Below are 19,956 nucleotides of genomic sequence, written 5' to 3'. Positions count from 1 at the left end.
TCCGTACCAAAGCATAATGGGTCCGCCGTCCGGTACTTGCTAACCGTCGTGCAACGACGACGGGAGGGGCGGATGCGCACGATGAAGACGGCGGCGGGCGGCGTGCTCGCGGCGCTGGGACTGGCGCTGGCGGCCAGCGGCGCCCTCGGGCACGGCGACGTCCAGCCCCAGCCGGTCAACACCGACGGCCTCAAGCCCCTGGGCGCCGAGTGGGTCGCCGAGAACCCCTACAAGAACGACAAGCACGCCATCGCGATCGGCGCCTCGGGCTTCAACCAGAACTGCGCCCGCTGCCACGGCCTGGAGATGATCTCCGGCGGCCTCGCCCCGGACCTGCGCTACCTGCCGCAGGGCAAGGAGGGCGACGAGTACTTCGTCGAGCGCATGAAGCACGGCGCCGTCATCAACGGCGTGACCAAGATGCCGGCCTTCGAGGGTGTGATCTCGCAGGAGGGCCTTTGGGCGATCCGGAGCTACATCGAGTCGAAGCATGAGGAGTAGCGCGCGGCTCCTCCTCGCCTGCGGCCTGCTCGCGGCCCTCCGGTTCCAGCCGGAGGCGGCCGCGCGCCCCCTGGACCAGATCGTGGCCGACGGCACCCTGCGGGTGGCGGTCTACGGCGACAACGCGCCGTTCTCCGGGGAGGAGACCGGCAAGCCCCGCGGGATCGACGTCGATCTCGCCCGCGCGATCGCCGACAGGCTCAAGGTGAAGCTCGACCTGCGCGTGGTCGACGCCGGCGAGAACGTCGACGGCGACCTGCGCCTGACCCTGTGGCGCGGCGACCTCGCCGGCACGCCGCTCGCCGACCTGATGCTGCACGTGCCGACTGACCGGCAGCTCGCCCTGCGCAACGAGCAGGTGTTCTTCACGGCGCCGTACTTCGAGCAGGAGATTGCCTTCGCGTACCGGAAGGGCGCGCTGGACGGCTTCGACCGCCTCGACGATATCGGCGACCGGAGCGTCGCGCTCGAGGGCACGGGCGCCGCCGACCTGATGCTGCTGACCGCCCAGGGCGGCCGCTTCCGCCCGAACCTGAAGCATTACAGGAGCTTCGAGGAGGCCGCGAAGGCCTACCTCGCCGGCGAGGCGCCGATCCTGGCCGGGAGCCGCGCGGCGATCGAGGCGGCCCTGTCCGCCGCGAAGGCCCCGAAGGACGACAACCCGATCGCCACGGTCCCGTCGACGGGGCTGGTGAAAACGCGCTGGGAGATCGGCGGCGCGGTGAAGACCGATTCCCGCGACCTCGCCTACGCGGTCGGGGACGCGATCACGGCACTGAACGCGGAGGGTCGGCTCAGGGCGATCTGCGAGAGCTACGGCGTCACCTACGCGCCGCCGAAGGGGTATTGAGGAACGCCAGGTCACCAGTCATCGCAATTCTGGCTTTTCGGTAGCCTGATCTACTCAAGAACCCGTCTTTGCGAGCGCAGCGAAGCAATCCAGGTGGCGCCACGTCTTGCGATGTCGCGCTGCTCTGGGTCGCTTCGCTGCGCTCGCGATGACGGCAATTCACATTGTTTTACCTATCAGGTTGGCTATTTCTCAGAGGCTCGCTGACGTTTGGGTTTGATCTAAAAAATACACCGGTTTCGCCAGCATTCAGTGTCGGCTCATTGGACCAATGGGCAATAAGACTTTCCTGAGAAGCCCGATAGCTTCGTCCTCCAAGGGGGCGCCCCGCGACTCGTGCGGCCCGCGTCGAAACCCGGATGCCCCGGCCACACGGACCGGGGCCGACCACGGAGGACACGTCATGAGAATGCGGACCCGGTTCCTCGCCGCGGTGGGCGTCGCCGCCCTCGTGGCGGGCGGCGCCCTGCCGGCCATGGCCCAGGGGGTCACCGAGCAGGACATCATCAACGACGCCAAGACGCCCGGCGACGTGGTCACCTACGGCCTCGGCCCGCAGGCCCAGCGCTTCAGCCCGCTGAAGACGCTCAACCGCGACAACATCAAGGGCCTCGTCCCGGCGTGGTCGTTCTCGTTCGGCGGCGAGAAGCAGCGCGGCCAGGAGAGCCAGGCGCTGGTCAAGGACGGCATCATCTACGTCACGGGCTCGTACTCGCGCATGTACGCGATCGACTCCCGCAGCGGCGAGAAGAAGTGGGAGTACGACGCCCGCCTGCCGGAGGGCATCCTGCCCTGCTGCGACGTGGTGAACCGCGGCGCCGCGCTCTACAAGGACAACGTCTATTTCGGCACGCTCGACGCCAAGCTCGTCGCGCTCAACACCAAGACCGGCAAGGTCGTCTGGCGGAAGGAGATCGACGACTTCAAGGCCGGCTACAGCTACACGGCCGCCCCGATCATCGTGAAGGGCAAGATCATCACCGGTGTGTCGGGCGGCGAGTTCGGCGTGATCGGGCGGATCGAGGCCCGCGACGCCGAGACCGGCGAGGTCGTGTGGAAGCGCCCCGTGATCGAGGGTCACATGGGCGAGCTCAACGGCAAGCCCTCGACCATGACCGGCAAGGTCAACGAGAGCTGGCCCGGCGACATGTGGAAGTTCGGCGGCGGCGCCACGTGGCTCGGCGGCACCTACGATCCCGAGACCAACCTGATCTACTTCGGAACCGGCAACCCCGGCCCGTGGAACTCCTGGCTGCGGCCGGGCGACAACAAGTGGACCTCCTCGCGGCTCGCCCTCAACCCCGACAACGGCGAGATCGTCTGGGGCTTCCAGACCACCCCGCACGACGGCTGGGACTTCGACGGCGTCAACGAGTTCGTGCCGTTCGACCTGAACAAGGGCGGCAAGACCATCAAGGCCGGCGCCACCGCCGACCGCAACGGCTTCTTCTACGTTCTCGACCGGACCAACGGGAAGTTCATCTCGGCGACGCCGTTCGTCGAGAAGATCAACTGGGCCAAGGGCATCGATGAGAACGGCCGCCCGATCTACAACGAGGAGAACCGCCCCGGCGACCCGAGCAAGGCGACCGGCGACGACAAGAAGGGCAAGTCGGTCTTCGCGGTGCCGAGCTTCCTCGGCGGCAAGAACTGGATGCCGATCGGCTACAGCCCCGACACCAAGCTGTTCTACGTGCCCTCCAACGAGTGGGGCATGGATATCTGGAACGAGCCGGTGAACTACAAGAAGGGTGCCGCCTACCTCGGCGCCGGCTTCACCATCAAGCCGGTCTTCGACGACCATATCGGCTCGCTCAAGGCGATCGACCCGGCCTCCGGCAAGGTCGTGTGGGAGTACAAGAACAAGGCCCCGCTCTGGGCCGGCGTGCTCACCACGGCGGGCAACCTCGTCTTCACCGGCACACCGGAGGGCTTCCTGAAGGCCTTCGACGCCAAGACCGGCGAGGAGGTCTGGAAGTTCCAGGTCGGGACCGGCGTGGTCTCCTCGCCGATCACCTGGGAGCAGGACGGCGAGCAGTGGGTCGGCGTCGCGGCCGGCTGGGGCGGCGCGGTCCCGCTCTGGGGCGGCGAGGTCGCCAAGTCGACGGCCGGCATCAACCAGGGCGGCAGCTTCTGGGCGTTCAAGCTGCCGAAGACGGTGGCGTCGCGCTGAGGGCCCGCAACCGAAAGCGTGCCGGTCCCCGCGGGCCGGCACGCCCAGGTCCCGGGGCCGGGCTGTCGTCTCAACACCCGCTTGCGCCCCGGGACCGCATCGATCACCTTCGGACCTCCCGCCCGCGTATTCGGCGGATCCTGTGAGGATCTCGAGCGAAGGACCGAGGTCTCCGTGCATCTCCTGATCGTCGATGACCACCCGCTGTTCCGCGACGCCCTGGCGGCCACGATCCGCCTCGCGCACCCGGACGCGGTGCTGCACGAGGCCGACGGGATCGAGGCGGCCTGCGCGGTGCTGGCCGCGAACCGCGGCATCGACCTGACGCTCCTCGACCTGTCCATGCGCGGCGTGACCGGCTTCGACGGGCTGATCACCATCCGGGCGAGCTTCCCGCGCATCCCGATCCTGGTCGTCTCCGGCCACGAGGATCCGCGCATCGTCCGCGAGGCCCTGCAGCACGGGGCGGCGGGCTTCGTCCCCAAGGCCATGGACAAGGCGACGCTCACCCGGGCGATCACCGAGGTGATGAGCGGGGCGCTGTTCCTGCCGCCCGGGCTCGCCGAGGCCGGCGCGCCCGCGCCCCGGTCCAAGAAGGCGCCGCTGGCCGAGCGCCTCGCCCGGCTGACGCCGCAGCAATTGCGGGTCCTGATGATGATCCGTCAGGGCAAGCTCAACAAGCAGATCGCCCACGAGCTCCAGGTCGGCGACTCGACCGTGAAGGCGCACGTCTCGGAGATCCTGCGCAAGCTCGAGGTCATCAGCCGCACGCAGATCGTGATCGACACGGCGTCCCTCGACTTCGACCAGATCCACAACAGCCACTCGGCCTAACGACGCGATCGCGGGATCCGGCCTGCGGCTCGGGGATTGCCGAGACCGCGGCTGCGCGTCCGGACCCGCCCCGTGCAGCGACCGGATCATATGCGCCTGCCGCAGAACAAACCCAAGTCATTGGTCGACTCATTCATCTGACGCAGACCTGACCCATCGCGGCACCCCTCAATCGAGATCGATATGAGGCTATCTATCGGCGTGCGAGCCGATTGATCCGGTGACCTCGCCGGCTCCTCGCGACGGTGGATCAGGTTGTGACCGGCATCGATGGTCCGACGACGCGCGGGCGACATCAGCAGATCGACACCCACGCCCTCCTGACCACCGGCCGCCAACGGCGCCGCGCCACCGTCGGGGCCGCGCCCGAGCCGGAGCCGGTGCCGTGACCCTCCCCGGATGGCGCGACTGGGCCTTCGCGCTGAAGACCTACGCGGCGGCGATGCTCGCCCTGTACCTCGCGCTCTGGATCGACCTGCCGCGGCCCTACTGGGCCCTCGGCACCGTCTACATCACCAGCCAGGTCCTCTCCGGCGCGACGCGCGCGAAGGCCGCGTACCGGGTCTGCGGCACCGTGCTCGGCGCGGCGGTCAGCGTCGTGCTGGTGCCGAACCTCGTGAACGCGCCGCTCCTGCTGAGCCTCGCGGTGGCGCTCTGGGTCGCGCTCTGCCTCTACGTCTCCCTCCTCGACCGGACCCCCGCGAGCTACCTGCCGATGCTCGCCGGCTACACGGCGGCGCTGATCGGTTTCCCCGCCGTCGACGATCCCGGGGCGATCTTCGACACGGCGGTGGCGCGGGCCGAGGAGATCTCCCTCGGTATCGTCTGCGCCAGCCTCGCCGCCACGCTGATCCTGCCGCAATCGGCGGCCCCGCTCATCGTCGGACGGCTGAACGACTGGTCGGCGGAGGCCCGGGCCTGGATCCGGAGCGCCCTCGCGGCCGCCCGCGCGCCGGAGGCCGTTGGGCCGAGCCAGGGCCGGCGCCTGCGCCTCGCCTCGGACGCGATCGGCCTCGACGCCCTCGGCCTCGCCCTGCGCAACGAGGCGACGGGCGCGGAGCGCGCCGCCGAGGCCTTCGCGCCCCTCCGTCAGCACATGCTGATGGTCCTGCCGATCGTCGCCGCCGTGGCGGACCGCGTCGCCGCCCTCGAGCAAGCCGGCGCTGTTCCGGCGCGGGTCCGGGCCTTCCTGTCGGACCTCATCGCCTGGCTCGCCGACGAGGTCGACGATCCGGATCGCGCCGCGCGGCTGCGCGACCGGATCGACGGGTTCGAGCCCGCCCTCGGCCGGGCGCCGGACTGGAACACGCTCCTCCTCGCGAGCCTCGCGGCGCGCCTGCGCGACGTCATCGACCTGCGCCAGGATCTGCGGGCACTGCGCGGCCACCTCGCGGCCGGCACCGCGCCCCGCGCGCCGCTCGCCTTCGCCTACACGGCCCGCGTCCGGTCGATCCGCCACCGGGACCACGGGCTGGCCGCGTTCTCGGCCTTCGGGGTGTTCGCGGGCCTGCTCGCCTGCTGCGCCATCTGGATCGCCACCGGCTGGCCGGACGGCTCCGCGGCGCCGATGATGGGCGCGGTCGCCTGCTGCCTGTTCGCCGCGCAGGACGATCCCGCGCCGCAGATCCTGAGCTTCGCCAACTCGGCGATCGTCGGCGCCCTCGGCGCGGGCCTCTACCTGTTCGCCGTGCTGCCGCTCGCCACCTCCTTCGAGATGCTGGCCCTCGCGCTCGCGCCGGCCCTGATCCTGTGCGGATTGATGATAACGCAGCCGCGCACCGCCCCGATGGGCATGGGCGCGGCGCTGAACGGCGCGACCCTGCTGGCCCTCCAGAACGGCTACAGCGGGGACTTCGCGCCCTTCGCCAACGGGGTGATCGCCTCGGTGGTGGGCATGTGGATCGCCGCCGCGGTGACCCGGGTGATCCGCTCGGTCGGCGCCGGCTGGAGCGCGCGGCGGCTGATCGGGATCAACCGCCGCAGCCTCGCGGCCGCCGCGGCCGGGCGCGGCACCGGCCACGGGCTCGAACTCGCGGCCCTCATGCTCGACCGCGTCGGCCTGATCGCGCCGCGGCTCGCGAGCCTGCCCGCGGACACGTCCGCCTCCGTGGGCGACCTGCTGGCCGATGTCCGGGTGGGCATCAACCTCGTGGAGGTCCGCCGGGTGCGCCGGCGGCTGACGGGCCCGGCCCGCAGCACCGTCGACCGGGTCCTCGCGCTGGCGGCGCGCCAGCTGCGCGGCCGGACCGACCGGCCGGACGCGGCGCTGCTCGCGGCGCTGGACGAGGCGCTCGACGCCGTCGCGGGCGCGGCCCCGTCGCCGGAGCGGCGCGCCGCCCTGATCGGCCTCACCGGCCTGCGCCGCGGGCTCTTCGCCGACGCGCCGGCCTACCGGGCGGCGCCAGCCCTGGACCACCGGGAGATGGCGGCATGATGGGCGAGATCGACCTCTGCGGCGTGTTCGTGCCGGGCCTCGCCCTCTGGATGGCTGCCGCCTTCGCGCTCAGCCTGCCGCTGCGCCGCCTGCTCGCGGCGACCGGCCTCTACCGCCTCGTCTGGCACCGGCCGCTCTTCGACCTCGCCCTCTACGTCGTCCTGCTCGGCGGCGTCGTGACCCTCGCCCACCGGACCCTGCCATGACCGCCCTGTTCTCCGCCCTCGGCCGCCTCCTGGTCACCCTCGGGATGGTCACCGCGGCGCTGATCGTCGGCCTCGGTCTGTGGGACTATTACATGGACGCCCCCTGGACCCGGGACGGGCGCGTGCGCGCCGACGTGGTGGCGGTGGCCCCCGACGTCTCCGGCCTCGTCACCGAGGTGCTGGTGGAGGACAATCAGGTCGTGCGGAAGGGCGACATCCTGTTCCGGATCGATCCGGACCGGTTCCGCTTGGGGCTGCGGCAGGCGGAGGCGATGGTGGAGGGCCGCAAGGCGACCGCCGAGCAGGAGGCGGCCGACTACGCCCGCTACAGCAGGCTCTCCGACGCGGCGGTGTCGCAGCAGCGGGTCGAGGCCGCCAAGGCGGCCGACCTGTCGGCGCGGGCCGCCTACGAGCAGGGCTTGGCGGATCGCGACCTCGCCAAGCTCAACCTGGAGCGCTCGGCGGTGCGCGCCCCGGTCAACGGCCGGATCACCAACATGGAGCTGAGGCCGGGCGCCTACGTCACCACCGGACGCGGCGTCATGGCGCTGATCGACAGCGACACCGTCCGGGTCGAGGGCTACTTCGAGGAGACGAAGCTGCCGCGGATCCGCGTCGGCGCGCCCGTGACCGTCGAGCTCATGGGCGAGGACGGGGCGCTCCGCGGCCACGTCGCCAGCATCGCCGGCGGCATCGGCGAGACCGGCCGCAGCGACGCCTCCAACCTGCTCGCGAACGTGAACCCGACCTTCTCGTGGGTGCGCCTCGCCCAGCGCATCCCGGTGCGGATCAGCCTCGACGGCGGCACGGCGGATCCGCGGTTGGTGAGCGGCCGGACCGCGACGGTCTCGATCGCGCCGGCGGCCGGCGGGGAGCCCCTGCGCTGGCCCTGGACGGCGTGGCGCGAGGCGCGCGTCCGCTGAGGACGGCCGAACCATCCCGGCGCGCCCGGGTTGGCCTGACACCGCAGACCAACGTCATGTCAGGAGGTCCCATGTCGAAGACGATCCTCGCCCTCGCCACGTCCGTCGTTCTCGCCACGTCCGGCGCGGCGCTCGCTCAGGCGCCGCAGACCGGCGGCGCCAACCAGGGCAACGTCAACAAGTCCGGCGCGGTGGGCGGCACCGGGACCGGGACCGGCTCGATGGAGAGCACCGGGTCCACCGGCGTCGGCATGGCGCCCGGCACCAGCGGCGGCCCGCGGGTCAGCACGCCCGGCGCCCCCGCCGGCAGCAGCTCGGGCAACGGCGCCACCGGCAGCGGCGCGGCGCCCAGCGGGAAGTAGGCCCCGCCGGTTCTCCCTCCCGCTGCCGTGGGGGGAGGGAGAACCCGTCAGGTCCCGATCCGGACCGGCGTGTGCCTCGGCCCTACGCGCCGAGGCCGCCCACGCACAGGTACTTGGTGTTCAGGTAATCCTCGATGCCCTGGTACGAGCCCTCGCGGCCGAGGCCGGATTCCTTCACGCCGCCGAAGGGCGCCACCTCGGTGGTGATGATCCCCTCGTTGATCCCGACCATGCCGTATTCCAGCGCCTCCGCGACCCGGAAGGTGCGGCCGAGGTCGCGGGTGTAGAAGTAGCAGGCGAGCCCGTACTCGGTGTCGTTGGCCATGCGGATCGCCTCCGCCTCGTCGCGGAAGCGGAACAGCGGCGCCAGCGGCCCGAAGGTCTCTTCCCGGGCCACCGCCATGGCGGGGGTGGCGCCGGTGATCACCGTCGGCTCGAAGAACTGGCCGCCCAGCGCGTGGCGGTGGCCGCCCGCCACCACCCGACCGCCCTTCTCCACGGCGTCGCGGATATGGGCCTCGGTCTTCTCCACCGCGGCCATGTCGATCAGCGGCCCCTGGGCGACGCCGTCCTCGACGCCGTTGCCGACTTTCAGGCGGTTGGCCGCCTCGGCCATCTTCTCCGCGAAGGCGTCGTAGATCCCGTCCTGCACGAGGAAGCGGTTGGTGCAGATGCAGGTCTGGCCGGAATTGCGGTATTTGGCCAGCATCGCGCCCGCCACCGCCTTGTCGAGGTCGGCGTCGTCGAACACGATGAAGGGCGCGTTGCCGCCGAGTTCCATCGAGACCTTCTTCACCGTGTGGGCGGCCTGCTCCAGCAGCACCTTGCCGACCTCGGTGGAGCCCGTGAACGTGATCTTCTTGACGAGCGGGTTGCCGGTCATCTCGGCGCCGATCGCCCGGGCCGAGCCGGTGAGGATCGAGACCGTGCCGGCCGGGAAGCCGGCGCGCTCGCACAGGACGCCCCAGGCGAGGCCCGAGAGCGGGGTCTGCGAGGCGGGCTTGATCACGATCGGGCAGCCGGCGGCCAGAGCCGGGGCGATCTTGCGGGCGATCATCGAGGACGGGAAGTTCCACGGCGTGATCGCCGCCACGACGCCGACCGGCTCCTTGGTGACGAGGATCTTGCGGTCGCCCCAGGGGGAGGGGACCACGTCGCCGTAGACGCGGCGCGCCTCTTCCGCGAACCACAGCACGTAGGCGGCCGACATGGCGACCTCGCCGCGGGACTCGGTCAGCGACTTGCCCTGCTCGGCGGTGAGGATCTGCGCCAGATCCTCCTGATGCTCGGTCACGAGCGCCGCGAGCTTGCGCAGCAGCACGGCGCGCTCGTTGGCGGTCTTGGCGCGCCACGCCGGGTAGGCCTCGTGCGCCGCCTTGATCGCCTGCCGGGTCTCGTCGGCGCCGGCATTCGGCACCTTGGCGATCAGCGCGCCGGTCGCCGGGTTGGTGACGTCGATGCTGCCGGAACCGGCCTTCGACCATGCGCCGCCGATCAGGCAGGCATCGACCAGCAGGGCGCGGTCCTTCAGGGAGGGGGTCTCGAACTCAGGCATCCAACGGTTCCTTCGGCGGCCGCGGCATGTCGGGCTGGGACATGCCGGGCCGCGGCTTGAGAGGCACGCTCTGGGCCGTATTCCTCGCCTGCGCCTCGGCTTTTGTCTCGAAGACATGGGGAGCCAGGTCGCGGCTCGCCAACGAGGCGCCGAGTTTCAATCGCATGAACGCGCTCGTGGTATACCGGGACGCGGTCTCGTAATAGCGGTTTTCGAGATAGGCGATCGCCGAGAAGTAGGCGTCGCTCACCGTCGGGTCGATCTCGAACCCGTCGTAGTTGGCGATCAGGTGGACCTTGCGGCCGATCTCCTGGCAGGCGCGCTCGTATTCGCGGCGCACCAGCTCGACGTCGTCGATGGTCCGGACCTGGAAACCTTCGAGGTTCGAGAACAGGATGTTGCGCTCCGGGTCGTAGCTGATCCGCTCCGACAGCGAGAGGCCCAGCAGCCAGGGCTCCAGCGCCATCACGGACTCGCGGAACAGGCGCGGATCCATCGGCTGCGGATCCTGCACGATCGGGGTGAAGCCCATCTGCCCGAGGATGTCGCGCGCGATGTCGATGCCCGGCGCGACCTCGACCAGCTCCATGCCGGCCCGGGTCCGGCGGAACACGCAGCGCTCGGTCACGTAGAGCACCGGCTGGCCGCGCTCGGCCGCGTAGGCCCCCGAGAACGTCACCTGCTCCACCGCGGCGATGAATTTTTGCGAGCGGCCCTCGCTGAGGATCCGGATGCCGCCGTCCTCCACCGCCACCTTGAGGCCGTCGGCCGTGAAGGTGCCGGCGAAGACGAGGCTCTTGGCGTTCTGCGAGATGTTGATGAACCCGCCCGCGCCCGCGAGCTTCTTGCCGAACCGGCTGACGTTGACGTTGCCCTCGGCGTCGCACTGGGCGAGGCCCAGGCAGGCGAGATCGAGGCCGCCGCCGTCGTAGAAATCGAATTGCTGGTTCTGATGCAGCACCGCGGCCGGGTTCAGGGCGGCGCCGAAATCCAGGCCGCCCTGCGGCAGGCCGCCGATCACGCCCGGCTCGGCGGTGAGCGTCAGGTACTTGAGCACCCGCTCCTCGGCGGCGACCGCCGCGACGCCCTCGGGCATGCCGATGCCGAGATTGACCACGCCGCCCGGCGGCAGCTCGAAGGCGCAACGCCGGGCGATGACCTTGCGGGTGTCGAGCGCCATCGGGGCGACGCGGTCCAGCGGCACGCGCTGGCGGCCCGTGAAGGCGTGGTTGTAGGGCGTGCCGTAGGTCTGGCGGTGGTTCTCGGGCGTGCTCAGCACCACGCAATCGACCAGCACGCCGGGCACCTGCACCTCGCGCGGGTTGAGGGAGCCGGCCTCGGCGAGCCGCTCGACCTGGGCGATCACGAAGCCGCCCGAGTTCTTCGCCGCCATGGCGGCCGCGAGGTTGTCGAGGGTGAGCGCCTCGCGCTCCATGGTGATGTTGCCGGCCGGGTCGGCCGTGGTGCCGCGGATCAGCGCGACGTTGACCGGGAAGGCCTTGTAGTGGAGCCAGGATTCGCCGCCGAGCTCGACCACGCTGACGAGGTCCTCCTTCGTGACGGCGTTGAGCTTGCCGCCCTCCAGACGGGGGTCGACGAAGGTGCGCAGGCCCACCTTGGTGATGTGGCCCGGCGTGTGGGCGGCGATCTCGCGGTAGAGGTGCGAGACCACGCCGAGCGGCAGGTTGTAGGCCTCGATCTCGCCCGCCACCGCCATGGCGCCGAGCTTCGGCACGAGCGCCCAGTGGCCGCCGACGACGCGGCGGACGAGGCCCGGGATCGCGAGCTTGTTGAGGCCGCGCTCCTTGCCGTCGCCGGGGGCGGCGGCGAACATCAGGCCGATCCCGTGCGGGCCGTTGCCGGATTCGAAGCGGCGGGCGAGCGCCAGGATCAGCTCGTCGGGCGTGCCGATCCCGACGAAGCCCGAGACCGCGACCATGTCGCCGTCCTGCAGAATGGCGGCGGCCTCGTCGGCGCTGACGATCTTGTTCTTCAGGCTGCCCATGCGGCACTCCCCCGAGCCTGCACGTTATCCCCGCTTGCCGAGCCAGTCGGCGATGCCGGAGCCCAGCAGCTTCTGTGCCTTGCCGCCGACGAAGACGCCGACATGGCCGCCGGGCAGCCCCATCTCGGTGTAGTCGGTGGTGCCGATCTTATCCTTCAGCGCCTGCGAGGTGGCCGGCGGGATGATGTGGTCGTCCTGAGCGAAGACGTTCAGCACCGGGCAGGTGATGGCCTTCAGGTCCACCCTCCGGCCGCCGAGCTCGAAGGCGCTCTCGACCAGCTTGTTGTCCTGGTAGAGGTCCTTCAGCCACTGCTTGGCGGCCTCGCCGGGATGGTCCGGCCGGTCGGCGATCCACTTCTCCATGCGGAGGAAGTTCAGGAACTTCTTCTTGTCGTCGAGGGCGTCGAGCAGGTCGAGGTTGTACTTCGTCATGGTCCGCATCGGCGTCATCATCGAGAACACCGAGCCCATGAAGGCGCCGGGCAGCGACCCCTGCGCCTCGATCAGCCGGTCGACATCCTCGGGCGTGAGCGACCGCGTCCAGACATTGATGAAGCCGTGGCCGGCCCGGTTCTCCCGCGTGTCGGCGTGGAAGTCGATCGGCGTGATGGTCAGCACCATCGCGTTGACGGTCTCGGGGTAGAGCGCCGCGTAGCAGGTGGTGAAGACGCCGCCCTCGCAGATGCCGAGCAGGCTGACCTTATCCCGCCCGGCCGCCTCCTGGATGAAGGCGACGCACTCGGCGAGGTAGCCGTCCACGTAATCGTCGATGGTGACGTAGCGGTCGGCCCGGCCCGGATTGCCCCAGTCGACCACGTAGAGGTCGAGGCCGAGATTCAGGAGATTGCGGACGAGCGAGCGGTCCTCCTGAAGGTCGGCCATCGTGTAGCGGCCGATCAGACCGTAGACGATCAGCACCGGCGGCAGGCCCTTGCTCTCGGCGAGCGGCCGGTAGCGGTAGAGGCTGACCTTGTCCTGGCTCCAGACCAGGTCCTTCGGCGTGGTGGCGATCTCGACATCGGCGTCGCTGACATCGGCGAACAGCCTGGCGCCCTCGCTGATGCGGCGGCCGAGGGTGCCGACCTCGGCCAGCAACGCGGCCGGGGTGAGATTCAGCGGGGCGGCCGGCCCCTTCGGCTTCTCCTGATCAGCCATGGGCGTCCTCCCCGACCCGTGAACCGCCGGCTCTCGCGGTCTTGCCGGCCTGCCGACGCTCGCGGCGGAGCGCCCGGACTTCCCGGCGCAGCTCGGTCAGGCTCTTGTGGACGTCGTCGAGCTCGGCCCGGGTCGGCTGGCCGTAGAACTCGGACAGGAACGCCGCGACGTCCTGCTGGGCGAGCCGGAGGTCCGTGGAGGCCCGCAGGACCGCCCGCTGCGAGGCCAGGAACGCGTCGGAGCGCTGGACTTCCAGGAGGACCGCGTTGGCGGTCTCGATCCACCGGCTCATCATGTCGCGGGCGGAGGCGAAGCTCTCGCCGTTTTCGGCGCGGGCATTGGCCTCCTTCGCGAAGGTCCCGGCCGCCTTCGTCCAGGCCTGCAGCATCACGGCCTGATGCTCGCTCTGCGCCCGCCGCAGGCTCGCCCAGGCGGTGAACAGCGCGGCGTAGCGCCGCTCGGTCTGCCACAGGTCGGCGAGCTGCGGGCCCTCGGCCATGCGGGTCAGGGCGGCGTCGAACTCGGCCGAGCCGCCGAGCCAGGCCTGCGGATCGAAGATCCGGGCGAGCACCGCTCCGGCGGTCGGGTCCGGCGCGCCGGGGCCGCCCTGGAGCGAGCGCGTCAGCGTCTGCGAGAGGGCGCTGGCGGCGGTCCAGGCCTCGGTCAGCTTGGCCTGCGCCGCGGCGAGATCCGCGAGGTCGCCCCCTGGGAAGGTCGGCCAGCCGAAGCCGGGCGCGGCCTGCCCGGCACCGGGGGTGAAGAAGCCCGCGCCGGCCCGGGTCCAGAACTCGCTCATCGCCCGGAACGCGTCGAACTGGTCCATGCTGGCGTCTCTCCTCACAGCCTCAGGGCTGAAGTCTTCGAACCCGCCGTCTTTGCGAGCGAAGCGAAGCAATCCAGCAGCGCCACGCTCGGCGAGGGCGCGCCGCCCTGGGTCGCTTCGCTGCGCTCGCGATGACGGTGTGGGCTGGACTGATCGGGCGACAGCCCCAGCATCACCGCCGTCGTCATGCTCACGCCGCCGGGCGCGCCTCTCCCAGCGCCTCGGCGTAGATCGCGAAGGCGTCGTCGTAGGTGACCTCGCGCGGGTTGTTCACGAGGAGGCGTGTCTGCTTCATCGCGTCGGTGGCCATGCGCTCCAGGTCCTGCCGGGCGACGCCGACCTCGGCGAGCGAGGCCGGCACCTTGCAGTCACGGCAGATCGCGTCGAGGCTCTCGACGAAGCGCTTGGCGGCCTCGGGCCGCGGCAGGTCCGCGGCGGCGGGGTCGAGGATCGGCGCGAGCTCCGCGTAGAGTCCTTCAGCGTGCGAGAGGTTGAAGCGCATCACCCCCATCAGCACCAGGGCGTTCGAGAGCCCGTGCGGCACGTGGAAGATCGCGCCGACCGGGTAGGCGAGGGCGTGCACCGCCGCCACCGGCGCGTTGGCGAAGGCCATGCCGGCCAGCATCGAGCCGAGCAGCATGCCGGAGCGCGCCTCGAGGTTCTTCCCGTCCGTGCAGGCGGTCCGGATGTTGGCCGAGAGCAGCGCCAGGGCCTGCTTGGCGAGCTGGTCGGAGATCGGGTTCTTCTTGTTCTTGCTGGTGAAGGCCTCGATGGCGTGGACCATGGCGTCGATGCCGGTCGCCGCGGTGACGTGCGACGGCAGGCCGAGCGTCAGCTCCGGGTCGAGCACCGCCCAGTCAGGCAGGAGCTTCGGGGCGACGACGCCCTTCTTCTCGGTGGTCGGCGTCGTGACGATCGAGATCGGCGTCACCTCCGAGCCGGTGCCGGCCGTGGTCGGCACCAGGATCAGCGGCAGGCGGTCGCCCTTGGCGAGGCCGACGCCGTAGATCGCGTCGAGCGGCTCGTCGGACTTGGCGAGGTAGGCCACGAGCTTGGCGGTATCGAGCGCCGAGCCGCCGCCGATCGACAGGACGAGGTCGGTCCCGAGCTCGCGGGCGCGCTTGGCCGCCGCCTCGATCACCGTCGAGGGCGGGTCGGCGACCACGTCCTCGTAGACGTCGAGGGTGACGCCCGCGGCGGCCAGGGCCGCCTCGGCGGCCTGGGTGAGGCCGGCGCCGCGCACGCCCTTGTCGGTGACGAGGAGGACGCGCTTGGCCCCGAAGCTGCCGACGATCTCGGGCAGCTTCTTCGCGGCGCCGGCCTCGAACAGCACGTTCGGCGTGGTCTGGAAGGTGAACGGGTTCATCGCGCTGCCCTGTCTTGCGTGCCGACCATCTGCGAAACCGGCCTCACTCGGCCGGCTCGAAATCCTTCACCTTGGCGCGCAGCTCGTCGACCAGCACGCGGGTGTTCTCCGAGTAGTCGATCGGCACCGCCACGAGGTGCACCCCGCCCGCCGCGAACGCCCGGTCCAGCGTCGGCACGAGGTCGTTGACCGACTCGACCCGGTGGCCGGTCGCCCCGTACGACTTGGCGTAGAGGACGAAGTCCGGATTGCTGAAGGTCATGCCGTAATCGGCGAACTTGTCGACCGCCTGCTTCCAGCGGATCATCCCGTAGGCCGAGTCGTCGAGCACCAGCACCACGAGGTTGAGCTTCAGCCGGACGGCGGTCTCCATCTCCTGGCTGTTCATCATGAACCCGCCGTCGCCGCACACGGCCATCACGCGCCGCTTCGGGTAGAGCATCGCCGCCATCATGGCCGAGGGCAGGCCCGCGCCCATCGTGGCCAGCGCGTTGTCGAGGAGCAGCGTGTTGGCGACGTAGGTGCGGTAGTTCCGGGCGAACCAGATCTTGTACATGCCGTTGTCGAGGCACACGATCCCGTCCTCCGGGATCACCCGGCGCACGTCCCGCACGAGGCGCTGCGGCGTCACCGGGAAGCGGTCCTCGCCGGCCCGGTCGGCGATGTGGCCGAGGATGTGCTCGCGCAGGTGCAGCAGCGCGCCCGCGTTCGGGAGCTTGCCGTCGAGCTTGTCGGCCAGCAGCTTCAGCGTCGGCCCGAGGTCGCCGACCACCTCGGCATCCGGATAGTACACCTGCTCGACGTTGGCCGGCATGTAGCCGATGTGGACGACCTTCTGGTCGGCCTGGCCCATGAAGAAGGGCGGCTTCTCGATCGTGTCGTGGCCGATGGCGATGATCAGGTCGGCCTTGTCGATTGCTTCGTGGACGTAGTCGCGCTCGGAGAGGGCCGCGGTGCCCATGTAGAGGTCGGTCCCGCCCGCCACCGTGCCCTTGCCCATCTGGGTGGTGAAGAACGGGATGCCGGTGCGCTGTACGAAGCCGCCGAGCTCGCCGGTGGCGCGGGGGCGGCTCGCGGCGGCGCCCAGCATGATCAGCGGGCGCTTGGCCTTCAGGATCATGTCCGCGGCGCGCGCGATCGCGGTCGGATGCGCGACCGGGATGTCGATCGGGTGCGAGGGGACGAGGTCGGCCTCGGCCTCCTCGGAGGCGATGTCCTCGGGCAGCTCCAGCAGCACCGGGCCGGGGCGCTCCTCGGTGGCGACCCGGAAGGCGTCGCGCACGATGGTGGGGATCGAGGAGGCCGAGACGATCTGCCGGGCCATCTTGGTGATCGGCTTCATCGACGAGATCACGTCGACGATCTGGAACTTGGCCTGGCGCGAGGACAGGATGCCCTTCTGGCCGGTGATGATGATCATCGGCATGGCGCCGAGATGGGCGTAGGCCGCGCCGGTGGAGAAGTTCAGGGCGCCCGGGCCGAGCGTCGAGAGGCAGACGCCGGGGCGGCCGGTGAGCCGGCCGTGGGTGGCGGCCATGAAGCTCGCCGCCTGCTCGTGGCGGGTCAGGACCAGCTCGATCTTGGAGTTGCGCAGAGATTCGACGACGTCGAGGTTCTCCTCCCCGGGAATCCCGAAGATGCGGTCGACGCCCTCGTTCTCGAGGGCCGCGACGAGGAGATCTGAACCTTTGGGCATGCGACGTCTCGCTGATGTAACGGTGTTCCCCGGCCGTCCGGGTCGATTCCGGCACTGTGATCGCGAGGCCGTGAACGACACGAGACGGAGGAACACCCCCCGAATACTCGGTTCGTTAGAGGGCCCCCCTGTAGGGTGGTCAAGGGCCGTCCGGGCCCGTGACGTCACAGAGCCGGCCGGATGCTAACGTGCGGTCCGCCGCCCCGGCTTCGGGCCGGTCGAGCGCACCGGCGGGGCCGACCCGGCTGCCGCGATGGAATAGCGATGGATCGCATCGAGAGCGACAAGACCGTGCCGCCGGGGGACCGGGAGGCGGATGCCCCGGCCGTGGACTCGGTGCTGGCACCGGTCGCCGATTTCCCGCGGATCGACCTCCGCGCGGGCGTCGAGGCCTGGGACAAGCGGCGCAAGGCCGGCAAGCGGCTGCGCGCCGAGGTGCCCCACGCGGGCCAGGCCGCGCTGGCTTCCGATCCCGACCGGCCCGACCCGGTCGCCCTGATCGAGGCCGCCCACGCGGGCCGCCAGCCGCACCTGATCCCGCTGCGGGTCGCCCGGATGGCGAGCTCGCCCTTCGCGTTCCTGCGCGGGGCCGCGCACGTCATGGCCTGGGACCTGTCGCGCGGGCCGCGCAGCGGCATCGACGTCGTGATGAACGGCGACGCGCACACCGACAATTTCGGCCTGTTCGGCACGCCGCAGCGCGACATCGTCCTCGACCTCAACGATTTCGACGAGGTCACGATCGGCCCGTGGGAGTGGGACCTCAAGCGCCTCGCGGCCGGGCTGGCGGTCGCCACCGACGACGCGGGCCTGCCGGCGGGCGAGCGGCGGGCGGCCGTCATGGAGGCGGTCTCCGGCTACCAGCACACGATGCGGCGCCTCGCGCCGCAGGGCTCCCTCGACGTCTGGTACCAGACGACCCGCGCCGACGGCCCGCACATCGCCGGGCTGCAGATGAACGCGGAGGCCCGGGCCGTGGTCCGCCGGGCGGTCGACAAGGCGCGGCGTCGCAACAACCGCAGCCTGCTTGCCCAGGTGGCCGAGCGGCGCACCGACGGCACCTGGCAATTGCAGACCGACGCGCCGATCCTGACGCCCGTGGACGCGGCGACCCGCGAGGGCGTCGTCACCGGCCTGGAGCGCTACGCCGAGACCCTGCCGCGGGAGCGGCGCTTCATGCTCGACCGCTACCACGTGGTCGACGTCGCCCACCGCGTCGTCGGCGTCGGCAGCGTCGGGACCCGGGCCTACCTCGCCCTGCTGTTCGGCAATTCCGACGCCGACGCGCTCTTCCTGCAGGTCAAGGAGGCGGTCCGACCGGCGCACGCGCCGTACCTGCCGGGCGTGCCGGCGCCGTTCTCCGGGCACGAGGGCGAGCGGGTGATCTACGGCCAGCGCCTGCTCCAGGCGGTGGGCGACCCGCTGCTCGGCTGGACCAGCATCGCGGGCCGGCCGTTCTACGTGCGCCAGATGAAGAACCTGAAGGGCGCGATCCCGCTGGCGCGGATGTCCGGCGCGCCGCTCCTGACCTTCTCGTACGCCTACGGGACGCTGCTGGCGCGCGCCCATGCGCGGACCGGGGACGCGGCGGCGATCGCCGGCTATTGCGGCAGCGGCAAGCACCACGACCTGAGCGGGGCGATCGCCGACTGGGCCGCGGCCTACGCGGAGCGCAATGCGGCCGACTTCGCCCTGTTCCGCGCGGCGATCGCGAGCGGCCGCCTGGAGGCCGCGGACGATCCCTGCCTCTGAGCCCCGGGCTCAGATGATGCCCGGCGCCGGCGGCTCGTGGGCCAGCCGGACCAGGAGGTCCCGCAGCCAGCGGTGGGCCGGGTCGTGGTCGTAGGAGGCGTGCCACAGCATCGACACGGGCACGTCGTCGAGGGGCACCGGCACGGGGCTGACGCTCAGCGCCAGGGCGCTGGCGAAGGAGGTGGCGAGCCGGGCGTGCATCGTGGCGATCACCGGCGCCGCGCGGACCATGAACGGGACCACGAGGAAGCGCGGGGTCGTCACCGCCAGGGTGCGCGAGCGCCCGATCAGCGCGAGGGCGTCGTCGACGACCCCGTGGGCGGTCTCGCGCAGGGACGTCAGCACGTGGGGGAAGCGCAGGTAATCGTCGAGCCCGATCGGCGGCTCCAGGCCGATCAGGGCGGCGTTGAACAGCACCACGTAGCTGTCCCGGTAGAGGAGGCGCTGCTTGTGGTGGAGTTGCCCCTCCGAGAACAGGCCGATGGCGAGGTCGACCCGGTCGGCGTCGAGCTCGTCGAGGATCCGGGTCCGGTCGACCGAGCGCAGCAGCAGCCGGATGCCGGGCGCGTCCCGCCGGAGCTGCGCGATCAGCCGCGGCCCGAGCAGCGCCTCGACGCTGTCCGGCAGGCTCACCGTGAAGGTGCGCGCGACGGTGGCCGGATCGAACCGCTCCTCCCGGTGCACCAGCGCCTGCACCTGCCGGAGGGTGGCGCGCAGCGGCTCGGCGATCTTGAGGGCGCGGGGCGTCGGCCGCATCCCGTCCGGCGCCCGGGTCAGGAGCTCGTCGTCGAACAGGCGGCGCAGGCGGGCGAGGCTCGAGCTCATCGCTGACTGGCCGATCCCGACCCGCGCGGCGGCCCGCGTGACGCTGCGCTCGTCGAGCAGCGCGTCGAGGGCGACCAGCAGGTTCAGGTCGATCCGGCTGAGATCGATATGGTCGATGGCCACGGGCGTCGCGTTCGGTGGAGGGTCGGAGTGCCGACATAGCAGATGCGACGGCTTGCCCGTCATCCCGAAGTCGCGCCGCGGCGTCCCGGAGTGACGGCAGGGCTCGGCCCATGTGACGGTGCCCGCGGCCGATGGTTTCTCGGCACCGACGTCCTTGCGAGCGGAGCGAAGCGAGCCAGCAGGGCGACCTTGCCGATGGTGCGCCGCCCTGGGTCGCTTCGCTGCGCTCGCGATGACGGAGAAGCGTCGTCGACCGCGGCGCGCGGCTCAGTTTGCCTTGACAATGTTCCTATTTTGTGCTTCCTGACCGCACCTGTCCGCGGCGGCCCGGGAGCGATCCCGGGGCGTCCTTCGGGGGCCCGCCCGGTGGCTG

Annotated in this window: 18 protein-coding genes; 10 read left to right on the top strand and 8 right to left on the bottom strand. The window is 71.1% G+C overall.

The annotated features are described in order from the left end of the window. Nucleotides 1-81 precede the first annotated feature (81 nt). The 9 genes from pedF (at nucleotide 82) to ASG32_RS15450 (ending at nucleotide 8,283) form a co-directional block, all read left to right on the top strand. The gene (gene pedF / locus ASG32_RS15485) at nucleotides 82-501 is read left to right on the top strand and encodes a cytochrome c-550 PedF (protein WP_056527800.1); all 420 of its coding nucleotides are present in this window, start codon (nucleotides 82-84) and stop codon (nucleotides 499-501) included. Beyond that, entirely contained in the window at nucleotides 491-1,351 is an 861-nt protein-coding gene (locus ASG32_RS15480; RefSeq protein ID WP_056527722.1) for a transporter substrate-binding domain-containing protein, read from the top strand. The genes pedF and ASG32_RS15480 overlap by 11 nt, the downstream gene beginning before the upstream one ends. A gap of 403 nt (nucleotides 1,352-1,754) precedes the next feature. Beyond that, a complete protein-coding gene (locus tag ASG32_RS15475; RefSeq protein ID WP_056527719.1) occupies nucleotides 1,755-3,524 on the top strand; it encodes a PQQ-dependent methanol/ethanol family dehydrogenase in 1,770 nt (589 codons plus the stop codon). 174 nt (nucleotides 3,525-3,698) lie between these two features. Then, nucleotides 3,699-4,358 (top strand): response regulator transcription factor, encoded by a 660-nt coding sequence (locus ASG32_RS15470; protein WP_056527716.1) that lies wholly within the window; start codon nucleotides 3,699-3,701, stop codon nucleotides 4,356-4,358. 257 nt (nucleotides 4,359-4,615) lie between these two features. Further along, the gene (locus tag ASG32_RS35610; protein ID WP_280141583.1) at nucleotides 4,616-4,747 is read left to right on the top strand and encodes a hypothetical protein; all 132 of its coding nucleotides are present in this window, start codon (nucleotides 4,616-4,618) and stop codon (nucleotides 4,745-4,747) included. Next, nucleotides 4,744-6,792: an FUSC family protein gene (locus tag ASG32_RS15465; RefSeq protein WP_056527713.1), complete on the top strand. Its 2,049-nt coding sequence runs from the start codon at nucleotides 4,744-4,746 to the stop codon at nucleotides 6,790-6,792. The genes ASG32_RS35610 and ASG32_RS15465 overlap by 4 nt, the downstream gene beginning before the upstream one ends. Next, nucleotides 6,789-6,998 (top strand): DUF1656 domain-containing protein, encoded by a 210-nt coding sequence (locus tag ASG32_RS15460; RefSeq protein WP_056527710.1) that lies wholly within the window; start codon nucleotides 6,789-6,791, stop codon nucleotides 6,996-6,998. The genes ASG32_RS15465 and ASG32_RS15460 overlap by 4 nt, the downstream gene beginning before the upstream one ends. Continuing rightward, nucleotides 6,995-7,921, top strand: coding sequence for an HlyD family secretion protein (locus ASG32_RS15455; RefSeq protein WP_056527708.1), 927 nt, complete (start codon nucleotides 6,995-6,997; stop codon nucleotides 7,919-7,921). Before ASG32_RS15460 ends, ASG32_RS15455 begins: the two co-directional genes overlap by 4 nt. A 71-nt stretch (nucleotides 7,922-7,992) precedes the next feature. After that, a complete protein-coding gene (locus ASG32_RS15450; protein ID WP_056527705.1) occupies nucleotides 7,993-8,283 on the top strand; it encodes a hypothetical protein in 291 nt (96 codons plus the stop codon). 82 nt (nucleotides 8,284-8,365) lie between these two features. On the opposite strand, the gene ASG32_RS15445 is transcribed toward ASG32_RS15450, so the two are convergent. From ASG32_RS15445 to ASG32_RS15420, 7 genes are read right to left on the bottom strand one after another with little or no spacing between them, the layout of a single operon-like run. After that, complete coding sequence (locus ASG32_RS15445) at nucleotides 8,366-9,838, bottom strand: NAD-dependent succinate-semialdehyde dehydrogenase (RefSeq protein WP_020095068.1); 1,473 nt, start codon at nucleotides 9,836-9,838, stop codon at nucleotides 8,366-8,368. Further along, a complete protein-coding gene (locus tag ASG32_RS15440) occupies nucleotides 9,831-11,843 on the bottom strand; it encodes an acyl CoA:acetate/3-ketoacid CoA transferase (RefSeq protein WP_056527703.1) in 2,013 nt (670 codons plus the stop codon). The genes ASG32_RS15445 and ASG32_RS15440 overlap by 8 nt, the downstream gene beginning before the upstream one ends. A gap of 24 nt (nucleotides 11,844-11,867) precedes the next feature. Further along, nucleotides 11,868-12,998: a class III poly(R)-hydroxyalkanoic acid synthase subunit PhaC gene (gene phaC / locus ASG32_RS15435; RefSeq protein WP_056527699.1), complete on the bottom strand. Its 1,131-nt coding sequence runs from the start codon at nucleotides 12,996-12,998 to the stop codon at nucleotides 11,868-11,870. Next, entirely contained in the window at nucleotides 12,991-13,821 is an 831-nt protein-coding gene (locus ASG32_RS15430; RefSeq protein ID WP_056527696.1) for a poly(R)-hydroxyalkanoic acid synthase subunit PhaE, read from the bottom strand. Before ASG32_RS15430 ends, phaC begins: the two co-directional genes overlap by 8 nt. 14 nt (nucleotides 13,822-13,835) lie before the next feature. Next, nucleotides 13,836-14,015 (bottom strand): hypothetical protein, encoded by a 180-nt coding sequence (locus ASG32_RS33915; RefSeq protein ID WP_157861978.1) that lies wholly within the window; start codon nucleotides 14,013-14,015, stop codon nucleotides 13,836-13,838. Continuing rightward, entirely contained in the window at nucleotides 14,012-15,187 is a 1,176-nt protein-coding gene (locus ASG32_RS15425) for an iron-containing alcohol dehydrogenase (protein WP_020095073.1), read from the bottom strand. The genes ASG32_RS33915 and ASG32_RS15425 overlap by 4 nt, the downstream gene beginning before the upstream one ends. A gap of 43 nt (nucleotides 15,188-15,230) precedes the next feature. Further along, the gene (locus ASG32_RS15420) at nucleotides 15,231-16,883 is read right to left on the bottom strand and encodes an acetolactate synthase large subunit (RefSeq protein ID WP_020095074.1); all 1,653 of its coding nucleotides are present in this window, start codon (nucleotides 16,881-16,883) and stop codon (nucleotides 15,231-15,233) included. 264 nt (nucleotides 16,884-17,147) lie between these two features. Between ASG32_RS15420 and ASG32_RS15415 the strand changes: the two genes are divergently transcribed. Further along, the gene (locus tag ASG32_RS15415; RefSeq protein ID WP_082557905.1) at nucleotides 17,148-18,635 is read left to right on the top strand and encodes a DUF2252 domain-containing protein; all 1,488 of its coding nucleotides are present in this window, start codon (nucleotides 17,148-17,150) and stop codon (nucleotides 18,633-18,635) included. 9 nt (nucleotides 18,636-18,644) lie between these two features. On the opposite strand, the gene ASG32_RS15410 is transcribed toward ASG32_RS15415, so the two are convergent. Then, nucleotides 18,645-19,583 carry a LysR family transcriptional regulator gene (locus ASG32_RS15410; RefSeq protein ID WP_056527693.1) on the bottom strand — a complete coding sequence of 313 codons (939 nt, stop codon included), beginning with the start codon at nucleotides 19,581-19,583 and terminating at the stop codon, nucleotides 18,645-18,647. Nucleotides 19,584-19,956 lie beyond the last annotated feature (373 nt).

Source organism: Methylobacterium sp. Leaf361, assembly GCF_001424445.1.
Taxonomy (GTDB): domain Bacteria; phylum Pseudomonadota; class Alphaproteobacteria; order Rhizobiales; family Beijerinckiaceae; genus Methylobacterium.
Note: the sequence above shows the minus strand (reverse complement) of the source record. Positions and strands in the feature narration are given on the sequence as shown.